The sequence below is a fragment of the Pseudomonas sp. 1912-s genome (genome assembly GCF_029269205.1).
GTDB lineage: Bacteria > Pseudomonadota > Gammaproteobacteria > Pseudomonadales > Pseudomonadaceae > Aquipseudomonas.
Window position 1 is genome coordinate 35,037 of sequence record NZ_JARIXR010000030.1, and the last position, 14,176, is coordinate 49,212.

Consider the following 14,176-nt stretch of genomic DNA (forward strand, 5'->3'; position numbering starts at 1 on the left):
GAGTCAAGGATTCCACTGGTTGGAAAGGGCCGGACGCACGGTTTTCAGATCCGGCGAATTCTCCAGGAAGTTGTCGGGGTAGTAGCCAAAACTGGTCACGCCCTGACGCTTGAGTACGCCCATCCACTCGGCCATTTGTGCGCCGGAAAGGTCCGGGGCGGCCGGGGTGCGCCAGTCCTTGGCTTGCAACTCGAAGACGGTGCGGTGCAGTGCACCGGGGCGGGCCTTGACGGTGGCCACAAGCTTTTCCAGCCAGGCGTTGGAGCCCTTCAGGTCCTGGCCTTCCATCAACGGCATGGCCATCGGCGCGGTCCAGTCGTAGCTGGTGAGGAAGTCGTCGAGGTTCTGCGCGAACCAGGCCTCGCTGCCGGGGTTGAGCATCGGCTCGGCGAAGATATTGCGTGCGGTCTGGACTTGCGGGCCGCGCAGCGTGCGGACCTTGGCCGTCAGCTCATGGGTGAAGTCGATGAGGTAGCGGCTCTTGAACCGGGTCCAGCGCTGCATCACCGCAGGGTCGGCGCGCAGGGCTTCGATGGTGTCGGGCAGGCCGTTGGCGGCGTAGGCCTTGAGCGCCAGCGGGCTGGCATCTTCAAAGTCCGACAGCACCGCGTCGTCGTGGAACAGCACGCCGTCGATGGCACTGGTGCGGGCCAGGTCTTCGTAGATCTCACCGATGACCTGCCGCACTTTCGGATCAAACGGCGACAGGCGCTGGTACTGGTCCGGGTCGATGGCGACCTTGCCGGTTTCCGGGTCCCAGCGGGTGACGCGGGGCAGCTTCGAATCGAGGGCGAAACTGAGCACCGGCATCCAGGCAAACACATTCACATGAGCCCGGGTGCGCAGTTGCCAGGTGACGCGGTTGAACAGGTCGGCGCGCACCGGCAAATGGCGGTTGGGGAAGTACAGCGAATGCACCAGGCCATCGCCCTTGGGGTCGGCGAAGGCTTGGAGGAACACGGTGCTGGCGCCCATGTCGACCACGCGCTGGATCAGCTTGTCGAGGTTGCGCACCTGTTGTTCCGGGTCCGGGTCATAGACGTTGTCCAGGTCCACATGCAGCACCCGCAGCGGCGCTTCGGCCTGGGTCGCGACGATGGCGTTGGCATAGTGCTCGCCGTCCGGGTCGGAGGCCACGAGGAAACGCGGGCTGCTCATCAGGTTGCCGAGGCTGTCGAGGCCGTCTTCCAGGGTCAGGGCCATCTGGTAGCCCTGCTCGCCCACCACGGCCAATGAGGTACCGTCGGCAGCGCCATACGGCCACACCCAGACACGCGGGGCCTTGCCGGTGACGGCGCGGATCTTGTTGGAGATCGCCGTGACGTCGGTGCGCATCCGCGCCTGGAACTGGGCTTCGGTTTCGTAGCGGTTGGTCTTTGGATCAAAGCGTCGCGTAGTGGCGGCCGGTTGCAGGTTGCCCTGGGGGTTAGCGAGCACGCCCTTGTGATTGGCGTCGGTGTGGGCGGCGATTTCCACCAGGCCGGACTGGGCGATTTCGCGCACCTGCTGCCAGGTCAGGAAGTCCGAACGCGGCCGTGGCGTGCCGGCGAAATCCACCGGTTGGTTCAGCGGCGTATCCACCCACGAACCCACCGGCGCCAGCAGCGCGTGCCAGTTGTAGCTGCGCAGGATCGGCATCACACGGGTGTAGAAGCTCGCGTAGCCGTCATCGAAGCTGAGCATGATCGCCTTCGCCGGCAGCTCCGGGCCGCCGCTGCGGGCCGCCAGGATTTGGTCAACGGTGACCGGCTGGTAGCCGTTCTCCCGCAACCACGCCAACTGCTCGATCAAGCGTTCGGTGCGCACCGCCACCACTGCCTGATCGGGGTCGCGGTCCTCGATGTCGTGGTAGGCAATACCGAGAAAATGATTCTTCGGCCACGGCGCTTCGCTGGCAGGCTTGAGCCGCTCGGCGGGTGGAGTGAAAGGCGCGGGTTGCTGGGCGCAGGCGCTGCTCAGCATTAACCCCAGGGCCAACAGGCAACGGGACAAGACAGGCATGATCGGACTCTTCTAGAAGCGGTAGGTGAGGTCGACGATCAGGCGCAGGTCGCTTTCGCGCTCACCGTCATAAGGTCGGCTGATCCAGCTGAGGTTGGCGCCGGTTTCGAGCACGTCGTTCCAGCGAAAACGCTGGCCGTAGCCCACCAATGCAACGCCGCCGGTGCCGTAATCGCGCTGACTGTAAGTGCCCGCACCCACCTGGAACTGCTGGCTCCATTGGGTCTCGTAGCGGTGGTAGAGCACGTGGTTGACGGTGGCCGTGGGCAGCACGCTGAAGTCCGAGCGCGGGTTGAAGTACGGCGTGTCTTCCTTGGTGTTGCGGCTGGCGCCGACTTCCAGGCCGAGGTCAACTTGCACCCCCGGCGAGCTGTACACGCCCTGACGACCGGTGAGCAGCGCTTCGAGGCGGTTGTTGCCGTCGCTGAAATGGGACGGGCTCAGGGCCAGTTTCCATTCGCGGCTTTCATTGGCGCGCCAGCGGATAAAACCGCTGCCGCCATTGGCGGTGATGTCGGCGTTCAGCGCCCGCAACGGGGTGCTGGCGGAGAGGTAGTCGAGGCTGCCGCCGTACTGCCATTGGTCATTGATGTCCCGGGCAATCGCGACCCGCGCGCCCTGCTTGGAGCCAAAGCCGTAGGAGTGATTGGACACCTCGGCTTCCAGGGTCATGTCGCGGGTGCGCCGCTCTACGCCGAGGCGCTGCCAGCGGTGCTGGCCGGTGCCTTCTTCGAAATCGGCGGTGGCGTAGCCGGCACCGCCGAACACCCGCCAGTCTTCATCGATGGGCGGGCTGTAGAGCAAGGTTTCGATACCGAAGTCGCGGCTGCCGGATACCGCGCCCGCGCCGTTATCACCGCCACCGTTGCTTTTGCCGGTGTAGGCCTCGACGCGCAATTCGGCCATGTCGTGCACATCCCGCAGGCGGCTGAGGCGCTGCACCTGGCGGTTGTCCGGGGCGCGGTCGACCACGTCGTCGGTGAGTGCGTCGAGCTGGCGCCACTCCTGCAAATCGAGGGCAGTGTGGCCTTGGGAAACCTCCAGGCCGATGTCGCGCGGGGCCTGCGCTTCGGTTTCCTTGAGGGTGTTTTCGGCGCGCCGAGGCCAGTCGCGGGCACGGTACATGTCGGCCTGGGCCAGGCGCAGACCGATATTGCCGGGGGCCTGTTGCACCAGGGCTTCCAGGCCTTTTTCGCTGGCGGGCAAGTCGGCGCCATAGGTACCGGCCTGCGCCGCTAATTGTTGGGCGTCCATCCACGCGTCGTTGGGGTTGCCGATGGGCAAGCCCTTGAGTTCGACCCGGGGTTTCTGGGTGCTCGCCAGGTTGTCGGCGACTTCGCGGGCTTGCGCCACTTGATCGTTTTCGAGCAAGGCGTAGAACAGCGCGGTGCTGTCTTCGACGTGATCGCCGGCGTCCGCGTCGCTCGCCGCCAGGGCCTGGCGATACAGAGGCGCGGCCTTTTCCGGCTGGCGCTGGTCGAGGTAGGCGGCAGCGACCCAGCGCAGGGCGTAGGTCGGCAGTTGTACGCCTTCGCTCTTGAGCACTTCGTAATCGCGGATCACCTCGGCGGTGCGCGCCCGGGCTTTCAACGCGCCCAGGCGGTCGATGCGCCAGCGCACCACGTCGTCATGGGCGCTGGCCTGCGGCGTCCAGGTGGCGAGCAGTTGGTCGTAATCCTTGAGGGCGCGGTCAGCAATCACGTAGCGCTCTTTTTCACTGCGGGTCGCGAACTCGGCCATGCGCACGCGTTCGGCCGCCAGGTCGCCTTCGAGGCGGCGCTGGGTGACCGGGTCCAGCAGGCCCGGGCGTTTGGCAGCCAGGCGCAGGGCCGGCTCCGGCAGGCGTGCGCGTTGCAGGGCGACGATGTATTCGCGGGCGACTCCGGGTGTGTTGCCGGCACGGATGAAGGCCTGGTCGAATTCGAACAGTGCGTCGTAGGTAAAACCTGCGCGGGTCAGTGCGTAGCCCAATGCCATGCGGCGGTCGGCGTCGTCGGGCTTGGCGGCCACCAGGGCGCGGGTGCGCTGCACGGCTTCGGCGGTCTGGCCGGCATCCGCCTGGGTCAGGGCCAGGCCCAGTTGCAGGTCCGGGTTATTCGGTTCGCGTTGCAGTGCCTGGCGGTACACGGCAAGCGCCGGTTCCCAACGCTGCTGGTTGCGATAGGTGCGGGCAACGGTGGCCAGCGCTTGAGTGGTGAGGGTGCGAGTGCGGCCCTGGGCCTCGTAGACCGTCAGCACCTCGGCGTCCTGGCGCGCCCAGCTGGCGATCAGCAGATGATCGCTGACCTGCCCGGGCGTCTGGCGCTCGGCAGGCAATTGGCGCAACAGGTTGAGGGCCGGACCGTAGTTGCCGCTGCGGGCCTGGTTGATCAGCGAATCATAGGCCGCATCGGCCGAGGCCACGACGGGCCACAGCAACTGGCCGCACAGGGCCAGGCGGATAAAGGGATGAACATTACGCGACATGTCGTCAGCTTCCTCACCAGGGAAAGCTGTAGCGATAAGTTCACCTGCACGACACTCCAGGCGGCCGGCATCTGATGACGCGGCCAAGCTTTCCCGGGGCGCAATATCCTTGAGGGGGATACAAAAAAGGCCAATCCAGAACAATTGTTCAGAATTGGCCTACATCACTTTGAGCCGAGTCTTATTGAGCGCCGCTGACCGCGCCGAACTTGCCCAGTACAAAACCAATGAATTGCTCGACGGTCATTTTCTGGCCGTTGAAAGTCACTTCATTGTTGGCGTAGTGCAGCTTGGAAACGATATCGGTGCCCACCAGGGTCGCCAGTTGAGTGCCCACGGCCATGCCGCTGATCATCTCGCTGGCCGCCTGGGATTGCTGCTCGATGGCTTTCGGGTCGGTCACACCACCGATCTGCGCTTGCAGGCCGGCAACGTCCTGGATCATCGGTTTGGACAGGGTCAGGTTGGCGTCCAGCAGGGCAACGATTTGCTTGCCCAGTTCAACCGGCGGCAAGTCCATGCTCGACGGCTTGGCCAGGTCTACCACCAGGTTGAAGCGGCTTTCGCCATTGGTGGTTTTCAGCGACAGGTTTTCTACCGCCACTTGCGGCTTGGCAGCCAACAGTTGGTCGACGTTGGACTGGGCCAGGGCTTGCTCGGCGTCAGTCAGTTGCAACTCAGGCACGGGCTGGCCGGCAGCGGCAGCGGCTTGGGCCGGTTGGACCTTTTCCTGGTAGAGCTTGGTCAGTACCAGCATCGACGGGATGTCGACGTTCTTCATGCTGACCGCCATGGCCGCCGAACCCACTGGCTTGCCCTGGTAACCGATCTCGTCGATCTTGTAGTCGACACGGCCGGCCAGGTTGTTGTCCTTGGTTTCGCTGCTGTCTTTCTGCTCAAAGTTCTTGAGGGTCAGCACCGCTTGTTGCGGGCCGAAGGTGACCTTGGTGTTGGTCAGTTCGACGGTGTTTTGCCCGGTGTAGAAACCAAAGGTGGTTTTTTCCAGGTTGCTGGCAATGGTCAGGCCGCTCAACTCGGCATCCAGCTTGGCGTTGTTGGCGTCGGTGACCGAGACCTTGAGGCTGTCCATGTAGCCGCTGGCCTTGACCTTCTTGCCTTCGGCGGTGGAGTCGAAGTCCAGGTTGGCACCGGAGAAGCTCACGGCCGACTTGTCGTCCTTGAGTTCCAGGGGCAGCAGTTCAACGTTGCCGCTCACCGAGCGGTTGTAGCCGATATTGGCCACGCCTTTGAGTGGCGACACGTCTTTGCTGGCGGCAAACCATTTTTCGGTGGTCGGGTTTTTCTCAAGCTCATAGTGACTGGTGGCCATGACGGGCAGCCACTTCAGCGACACCAGGCGCGAGAACGGCAGCGGGCCGTGTTCGATATGGTCGACGAACAGCAGTTCGGTGTCCTGGTGGTTTTCGCCGAACACCGCGCCCTGGGCCTTGAGGCGATAGTGGGCGGTGCTGCTGAACAGCTGGCGGTCGAGGGAGACCAGTTCGAGGGTCACCGTGCCGTCGACGCCGGCCATGGAGGTCTGCAGTTCCTTGTTGGCGTCCTGGATGGCGGTTTGCAGCACCGGCTCCAGTTGCTTGCCGGTGTACCAGGCACCGCCTGCGCTGATTGCACCAATGGCGACGACGATACCCAAGAGAACGACTGCTGGCTTATTCATGTAGTGACCTGATCAAATCCTGTGAAGTGGGCTGTCTTCCCTGAACCCCGAAGGGTGTCGGCTCAAGCCCGCCGAAATCCGGGGAAGATTAGCATAGGCACCCAATCACAGTGGAAGGTCCCTCAGGAATACTCGGTTTCGATCTCATCGAGTTGATGATCGAAACTCTTCAGCCGCGCCGTCCACGTATACACCAGCACTTCAAACTCACGGTGAATCACCGCATTGCCCGGCGTATCGGACTTGGGATCGTAAAAATCCAGCTGGTAACGCTCCCGCGCCATGGCGGTGGCCACGTCGGATAATTCCCGCGCGTTATTCAGCCAATGCCGTCCGTCGGCGACCTGCCGGTCGAGCATCACGCATTGTTTTTTCAGGGCTTCGAGGCTTTTTTCCAGCGGCGTGCCGGTCAGCTCACCCATGACTTCCTGGAACGTACGCCCCGGCTGCCAGTAACTGCCCCAGAAGTAGCGGTCGAACACGGTCTCGACCCGGCGCAGGGCAACCTTGGTGTCCCAGATCGCCACGCGGGTCTTGCCTTGTTCCAGAAGTCTTCGCTTGATGCGCTGGCCCTGGTAGGAGGCCCAGGCCACCACGCCAATGGACAACACCGCGATCAGCGCGCTGGCGCTGTCGAGGAACACCATGGCCTTGTCGATCTGATGGGCCAGCATGATGCCGTAGAAGTAAGTCGCCGATAGCAACACCAGTGCGAAGAACACGCACCAGAAAGCGGGAGCATAAGGGTTTTTCATTATTGGAATCCCCATGAGCAAACGCGAGCAGTGACCAGCAGGCCATCACGGCGGCCTGCTGTTCAAAGCATAGCAATCAGCTCAGGGTTTGCTGGCTTGTGTGGCTTGCGTTCGTCCACTTTCCCAACCGCCGCCCAGGGCCAGGAACAAATCGATCTGGCTCATGGCAACCTGGGTATTCGCCGCTGCCAGCTGCGCCCGCACGTCGGTGTAGGTGCGGGTGGCTTGCAGGTCGGCCAGGAACGAGGCGCGGCCGGCCTGGAAGAAGCGGTGCGTCTGCTCCGCCGCCTCTTTGGCCGACGCGCCGGCATCGGCCAGGGCATCACGGCGTTGCAGTTGGGCGGTGTACTGCGCGAGGCCCGTCTGGGTTTCGCGGATGGCATTGAGCACCACGCCGTCGAAGTGCGCCAGGGCGCCCTGGGTCGCGGCTTCGGCCTCGTGGATGCGCGCACGGGCGCCGTTGGTCGGCAGTGTCCAGCTGATCAGCGGGCCAAAGCCCCAGCGGTTGGTGGCTGGCGTGCCCAGGTCATCCAGGATACCGACGGTGCCCACGGTGGCGCCGATGCTGATATCCGGGTACAGCGCGCCGGTGGCCACACCGATTCGCGCGGTGGCCGCCGCCAGTTGGCGTTCAGCCTGGCGCACGTCAGGGCGACGCTTGAGCAGCGTGGCGCCATCACCTACCGGCAGCAATTGCGCGATATGCGGCAGCTCGGCGCATTGGGCGGTGCCGGCCGGCAGTTGATTCAGCGGCTTGGCCAGCAACATCGACAGGCGGAACAGCCCGGCCTGGCGCAGTGCTTCATAGCGCGGCATTTCGGCGCGCAAGGATTTGTATTGGGTTTGCGAACGGGTGACCTGGGTTTCATCACCGCGACCGGCGTCCCGCAGGCGCTGGGTCAGGTGTGTGCTCTGGGCTTGAAGGTCCAGGGACTCGTTGGCGATCGCCAGCTCTTCATTGGCCGCGCACACCTGGGTGTAGGAACGCACCACGTCCGCCACCAGGGTGATACGGGCGATATCGGCCGCCGCCTGGGCCGCATCGGCACTGGCCTGGGAGCTTTCAATGCCGCGCTGCAGGGTGCCGAACAAATCGAATTGGTAGGAGGTGCTGATGCTGGCACTGCCGATGTTGGCCACCGGGACTTTTTCCGTCAGCAGATAGGCTTCGCCGGACTCTTGCAGGCGCTGGGCTTCAGCCTTGGCGCCGGCACTCCAGCCGCCGGCAGACTCGGCTTGCTGCACCTGATAGCGCGAGCGCTGCAAGTTGGCCGCGGCCACCCGCAGGTCGGTGTTGGAGGCCATGGCCTGCTCCACCAGCTTATCCAGGCGCGGGTCCTGGTAGAGCTTCCACCAGTCCGCCGGCACCGGCGCCGACACCACATTGTTGCCCTCCCCGGCCAACTGGCCCTGAAGGTCACCGCGGTTCACGGCCGCCTTGTCCGGCAGCTTGTAATCGGGCCCCACCACTTGGCAGGCCGACAGCAACAACCCCAGCCCGGCGGTTGCTAAGAGCCGTTTCATGGTTTTTCCCCCGACTCGGGTTTGTCGCCGATGATCGACACGGTGGCGGTGCGCCCGGCGATCATGCGGAAGTCTGCCGGCACATCGTCAAACGCGATGCGCACGGGGATCCGCTGGGCCAGGCGCACCCAACTGAACGCCGGGTTGACGTTGGGCAGCAGGTTGGAGCCGCTGGTGCGGTCACGGTCTTCGATGCCGGCGACGATGCTCTGCACATGCCCGCGCAGGCGGGCGTTGTCGCCGATCACGCGGATGTCGACGCTCTGGCCAACGTGGATGCCGTCGAGCTTGGTCTCTTCAAAATAGCCGTCGATGTGGAAGGAATTGCTGTCCACCACCGACAACACCGGCCGCCCGGCGGTCACGAACTCCTGGTTACGCGGCGCACGGTCATTGATGTAGCCGTCCACCGGGCTGCGAATCACCGAGCGGTCCAGGTTGAGTTGCGCGGCATCCACCGCCACTTGCGACTCGGCCAGGGCCGATTGGGCACGGGCAACGCGGGACTGGCTTTCTTCCAGTTGTTCGCTGGCCACCAGGTTGCCCAGGCCACGGTTACGCTTGTTCTCGCGTACGGCCTGGGCCAGGGTTTCCTGGCGGTCGGCCACGGCGGCCTGGGCTTGGCGCAAGGCCAGCTTGAAGCGGTCCTGGTCGACGGAGAACAGCACTTGGCCGCGTACCACCAACTGGTTATCGCGCACGTCCACCTGCTGGATCAGCCCGGACACGTCCGGGGCGATCTGCACAATGTCGGCACGGATGTGGCCGTCACGGGTCCACGGCGCAAACATGTAGTACATCACCATGCGCCACACCACGACGCAGGCGAAGGTCACCACCAATAACGTCAGGACTACACGGCCGATGGTCAAAAAAGGTTTTTTCATGTCATGAGGTATCGACTGAGTGAATCCACTGCGCCCAGCAACAGAGCGTAGAGACCCACATTGAACAATGCCCGGTGCCAGACCAGGCGATAGAAGTGGACGCGGGTCAACAGCCCGTGCACCACCAGGTACAGCACATACGTAATGCCCATCAGCACCAGCAGCGTGGGCAGGAACACCCCGCTGATATCCAGATCACCGATCATAAAGGCGCTCCATCGGGTAACGGCGCTTCCATTTCTGTGCCGCCGAGAAACTCCACGCCCGGCAACAGCGACAGGCGCAAGCCGCTCAGGGCGTGCAACAAGTGCAGGCGGGTTTCGTCCTCGCCTTGCAGGCCCTGGCCGTTGAGGGCGCGGCGGGTACGGTCGAGGGTCATCAGCAGACCGCTGGGGGCCGGCAGACGTTCACCGGCTTTCAGGCAGGCCTTGAAGTAACCACCAACGCCTTCCACCACCTGGTTAAGCAGCACCCGCGGCACTCCGAGGATGCGCGGCGAGTACGCCAGCAGGTCCAGCAGGTTCAGCGCCACGCGCACTTCGCGCAGGGCGATGCCGGTGTCCTGGCCGGTCATGGCCAGGCGCGGCAGGTGTTGCATCAGGCGGTCGAGCATTTGCACGCCCATCTTGCGGTGTTCGGCCAGGGTCGCAGGCTCCGTGAGGGTGACGATGTCGCGCCAGCTGAAACGGGTCAGGCGCTTGGCCGCCAGCTCGGCGCCGAACGGCCGTGCGATCAATGTCCAGACGAACGCGAACAACAAGCCCACCGGGCCGGCCAGGTTGGAGTTGGCGAAGGCCAGGAAGTCCGCGTCGTAGGCGCCCTGGATGCTGATGAACGACGAGGTGTTGACCAGCGTCAGCAGCATGCCCAAGTAGAAGCGCGGCTGTACCGTGAGCGTGCCGATGCAGATAAAGGGCACCGAAAACGCCAGGACCAGCATCGGGAAATCGTGCAGGTTGGGCAGCACCAGAAACAGGTACAGGCTGGCGAACAGCACCGACATCGCCGTCCAGAAAAAGAACCGGTAGATCTGCGGCGCGGGGTCATCCATGGAGGCGAAGAAGCTGCACGCAACCGCCGCCAGGATCACTGCGCTGCCGCCGTCGGTCCAGCCCAGCAGGATCCACAGCACCGAGGCGACGATGATCGCGGTGACGGTGGAAAACGCCGAGTAAAACATCAGGCCCCGGTCGAGGAACGGCGTCAGCCGGCCCAACCGCCAGTGGCGGTACACCGCGCGCCAGTTGTCCTGGCTTTCGCACTGGATGGCGGCTTGCAGGCTGCGGCAGTCTTGCCATAAATCTACCCACTCGCCCAGGCGAAACAGGGCGTTGGAGAACAGCAACTGGTGGCGATCATCCAGGGCTTCGGCGTCGGGTTGCAGGGCTTCGATCTGGTCACGCAGCGCCCGCCAGCGTTCGAGGGGCGCGTCCTTTTGCGTGCTGTCCAGCCACTCGGTGGCGGCGCTCAGCAGCGGCGTGAAGCGGTCGAGCAACTCCGGGGCGCGGTGTTCCAGGGCATACACGGCGTCGTCGAGGGCGTCGATCACCGGCAGCAGGTGGATCATCCGCCCACGCAGCTCCTTGGTGTTACGCACCGTTTGCGGCCGGGACCCCTCGTGGGGCAGTTGGCCGATCATCAATTCCAGGGTGTTGAAGGTGGCGACCATGCCACCGCGCAAGGTGCTGATTTCTTCGGGTTGCACGTTGCGGCTGAGGAAGCGCTGGCTGTAGACCTGCGCGTCGGCAAACCACTTGCTCACCGAATCATCAAACACCGGCGCCAGCCGTCGCGGCCAGAACATCGCCCCCACGACTGCCGCCACGGCGATGCCGAGGAAAATTTCTTCGGTTCGCGCTTCCGCCACGTCCCACACCGCCAGCGGGTTATCCACCACTGGCAGGGCGATCAGCGGCAAGGTGTAGCCGGCCAGCATCAACGCATAGCTGTTGGCGGTGCGCAGGTGCAGGGACAGGAACAGCAGAATCCCGGTCCACAGCGCGATCACCACCACCAGCACGTAAGGCGTCTGCACAAACATCGGCACAAAAAACACCGCGGCGGCCGCGCCCATGAAGGTGCCGACCGCCCGGTACAGCGCCTTGGAGCTGGTAGGGCCGACAAACGGGCTGGAAACGATATACACCGTGGCCATCGCCCAATACGGACGCGGCATTTGCATCAGCATGGCGATGTACAACGCGATCATTGAAGCGGCGAATGTCCTGACGCCATAGAACCAATCCCTGGCCGGCGGCATGCCGGTAAAAAATCCGTTCAAGAACTCACAACCATGGGATGTTGATTGGCGCCTTCGAAGGCCCGCAGCACACGCAGGGCAGCTTCCAGGTCATCGGGGTCGATCGTCGCCAGCACCTCGCGGCGCAGGCGCACCAGTTGTTCCTCCACCGCCTGCACCAGCTCGCGGCCACGCTCGGTAAGGCTCAAGGCCTTGGCGCGGCGGTCGTGGATGTCTTCGGTGCGGCACACGTAGCCGGAGCTGCACAGCTGGTCCAACAGGCGCACCAGGGACGGGCTTTCCATCCCGGCGGCCTGGGCTACCTTCACCTGGTGCACACCGTCGCCGAGGCGGCCGATCATCAGCAGCGGCACGGCGCAGGCTTCGGAGATGCCATAGCTGACAAGCGTGGTCTGGCAGATTTTGCGCCAGGTCCTGGCACCTACCACCATGCTGCTGCTGATGTTCATCTGGAGTTGTTCGAGGGTCTGGGACACTGGACTATTCGCATACAGTTAGTTTGCTAACTATCAATATGGTCGATGGATCCAAAGCCGTCAAGTTTTGATACAAATTTTGGGATGGATGGTGGCGGCGCGAAGATGTGGGTCAGTAAAGCGGGTTTTAAACCCCGCGCCCCTCTCTCAACCGCAAATTCAACTCATCCACCACCTCCGCCCAATCCGCGTCCTCCAAAATCTCTTCACGCAAAAACGCGCGCTGGCCTGGCGTCCAGAAAAACGCATCCGCCAGATGCAGTTCGGGTTTGAGTGGGGAGTGGACAGCGATGAACCGCTCGATACTGACCGGGTCATCCGGCAAGCCGAGCTGTTTGAACAAGGATGGCAAGCTGTGTACCGGGGATTCCATGATGTGTTCCTGAAAAGAGGGTTCACCTGAGTCTAGCCCCCCAGGCGAACATAAACCTCTCAGGTGTTGCGCAGATTAGTCGCAGCCTTCGCGGTGCACACCCGCCGGCGTGTTACACAGCACGAAGAGCCGGGCGCGAGCGCCGCCGCCATCCTGCTGGCTGAGCTGGCGCCAGCCTGCCGGCAACGGGGCAAAATCATCCGGCCCGTCAGCGGCGCTGATCAGCCACACACGCTGGATGTCTGCCGGCAATGCCGACAAGCGATCGAGGTAGATGCGCCCGCCATCCTGGTCCACCAACGTGCCAAAACCATAGGCATTCGGCCGGGTCGACTTGCCGGCGGCGGTCGGTGGCGTGAAGAGCTGCAACTGGGCATCGGTCTCGTCGTAATAGACGTAGGGCAGGTACCAGAGCATGTCGCTGATGACGATGCGGTCATCTTCCTGATAGTTGCGGTTGACGAATTCCACCGCGACGTTGAATTGGTCATGTTCATCAACGGTGGCGTTGGTCTTCACGCCCACCAGCTCGATCCCGACAAACAGCACGAACAATGCGGCGCCCGCCAGCGTCAGGCGCGGCGACAGACGGTCGACAGCCAGCGCCACGATGATCGGCAAACTCATCGCGTACGCAGTGAGATATCGCTCGATAAACACCGGGGAGATAAACGAAACCCCATAGACCAGCAGCACCGGCAGCATCAAAAAAAGCCCCAGCAGCCAGCCGAAGCGATAGCGGCTTTGATCGCGCCAGGCGGTCACGCCGACCAGCGCCACCAGCAATAACGGAAACACGACAAAGAGTGGCCGCCACAGGTGGTCGCCCGGGTCCTGAATCAGGAACTGCCACACCATCGACGGCACCGAATACAGGTTGACCGGGTCTTCCCAGCCAATATCCCCGCCCACCTTGAGCTCTTCGGTGTGCTGCACCAGGCCCAGCAGATTCGGCAGCCAGGGCAAGTACAGCAACACAACGGCAACGTTGGCCAGCCACCAGCCCGGACGTGTGACAAGGCGCAGGCTGCCAGCGCGAGGCAGGCGCAGCAATACCAGCCATGACCAGTGCACCAGCACGCACAAGGCGGTGAAGTAGTGGGTATAGAACGCCGCCGTCATCAACAGCGCATAGGCCACCAGGTACCGCTTGCGCTCAGGCTGGCGAACCCAATACACCAATGCCAGGGTGGCAGCCAGCAGCCACACACCCAGCAGCGAGTACATTCGCACTTCCTGGCTGTAGCGCACCGCCGTGGGCAGCAACGCCAGCAGAATCCCCGCCAGCACCGCCGCGCGGCGGGTCGCGATCAGCCGCGTCAGCCAGATGCCCAGGCCGACCGCGACCACGCCGGGGATCGCACTCATGCTGCGCAGGGAGAAAATACTGTCGCCAAACACCTCGATCCAGCCACGCAGCATGACGAAATACAGCGGCGGGTGAACGTCATGGGCGGCGTGAAACCACAGGTCTTCCAGGGAATACTCGGCAAGCAGCAGGCTTGAACCTTCATCGCCCCAGATCGCGGAGGCGGTCAAACCGTAGAAGCGCACGGCCACGGCCAACGCCAAAAGCGGCACCCACCACAATCGAGCGAGCCAGCCGGCGTTCTCCCACAGGCCAGGATTGAGCACGGGAAATGCCCCGGCCTTGTTGTCTTGTTCCGCCACAGAGCGTCGCACCTCTACTTCCTCACCTACTACTGAACTACGCTTGCGCGAACACCCGCCACTCTAGGTCAAAAGGCCTCGATTC

11 protein-coding genes are annotated in these 14,176 nt (G+C 63.6%); all 11 read right to left on the reverse strand.

The genetic code is table 11. From position 1 onward, the window contains the following. Positions 1–3: 3 nt before the first annotated feature. Complete coding sequence (gene pgaB, locus P3C29_RS27220; RefSeq protein ID WP_275965899.1) at positions 4–2,001, reverse strand: poly-beta-1,6-N-acetyl-D-glucosamine N-deacetylase PgaB; 1,998 nt, start codon at positions 1,999–2,001, stop codon at positions 4–6. Between the two features lie 12 nt (positions 2,002–2,013). Further along, entirely contained in the window at positions 2,014–4,467 is a 2,454-nt protein-coding gene (pgaA, locus tag P3C29_RS27225) for a poly-beta-1,6 N-acetyl-D-glucosamine export porin PgaA (protein ID WP_275965900.1), read from the reverse strand. Between the two features lie 181 nt (positions 4,468–4,648). Continuing rightward, positions 4,649–6,145 carry a YdgA family protein gene (locus tag P3C29_RS27230; protein ID WP_275965901.1) on the reverse strand — a complete coding sequence of 499 codons (1,497 nt, stop codon included), beginning with the start codon at positions 6,143–6,145 and terminating at the stop codon, positions 4,649–4,651. A 122-nt stretch (positions 6,146–6,267) separates the two neighbouring features. Continuing rightward, positions 6,268–6,900: a hypothetical protein gene (locus P3C29_RS27235; protein WP_003218188.1), complete on the reverse strand. Its 633-nt coding sequence runs from the start codon at positions 6,898–6,900 to the stop codon at positions 6,268–6,270. An 81-nt stretch (positions 6,901–6,981) separates the two neighbouring features. Continuing rightward, on the reverse strand, positions 6,982–8,424 hold the full coding sequence (locus tag P3C29_RS27240) for an efflux transporter outer membrane subunit (protein WP_169386682.1): 1,443 nt from the start codon (positions 8,422–8,424) through the stop codon (positions 6,982–6,984). After that, entirely contained in the window at positions 8,421–9,311 is an 891-nt protein-coding gene (locus tag P3C29_RS27245; protein ID WP_010168764.1) for an efflux RND transporter periplasmic adaptor subunit, read from the reverse strand. The genes P3C29_RS27240 and P3C29_RS27245 overlap by 4 nt, the downstream gene beginning before the upstream one ends. After that, complete coding sequence (locus tag P3C29_RS27250) at positions 9,308–9,517, reverse strand: DUF1656 domain-containing protein (protein WP_003218193.1); 210 nt, start codon at positions 9,515–9,517, stop codon at positions 9,308–9,310. Before P3C29_RS27250 ends, P3C29_RS27245 begins: the two co-directional genes overlap by 4 nt. Continuing rightward, on the reverse strand, positions 9,514–11,592 hold the full coding sequence (locus P3C29_RS27255; protein ID WP_010168760.1) for an FUSC family protein: 2,079 nt from the start codon (positions 11,590–11,592) through the stop codon (positions 9,514–9,516). The genes P3C29_RS27250 and P3C29_RS27255 overlap by 4 nt, the downstream gene beginning before the upstream one ends. After that, positions 11,589–12,020: a MarR family transcriptional regulator gene (locus P3C29_RS27260; protein WP_010168758.1), complete on the reverse strand. Its 432-nt coding sequence runs from the start codon at positions 12,018–12,020 to the stop codon at positions 11,589–11,591. Before P3C29_RS27260 ends, P3C29_RS27255 begins: the two co-directional genes overlap by 4 nt. A 154-nt stretch (positions 12,021–12,174) precedes the next feature. Next, positions 12,175–12,420 (reverse strand): DUF2789 domain-containing protein, encoded by a 246-nt coding sequence (locus P3C29_RS27265; RefSeq protein WP_076015581.1) that lies wholly within the window; start codon positions 12,418–12,420, stop codon positions 12,175–12,177. Between the two features lie 75 nt (positions 12,421–12,495). Next, the gene (locus P3C29_RS27270; RefSeq protein WP_275965916.1) at positions 12,496–14,091 is read right to left on the reverse strand and encodes a glycosyltransferase family 39 protein; all 1,596 of its coding nucleotides are present in this window, start codon (positions 14,089–14,091) and stop codon (positions 12,496–12,498) included. Between the last annotated feature and the right edge of the window lie 85 nt (positions 14,092–14,176).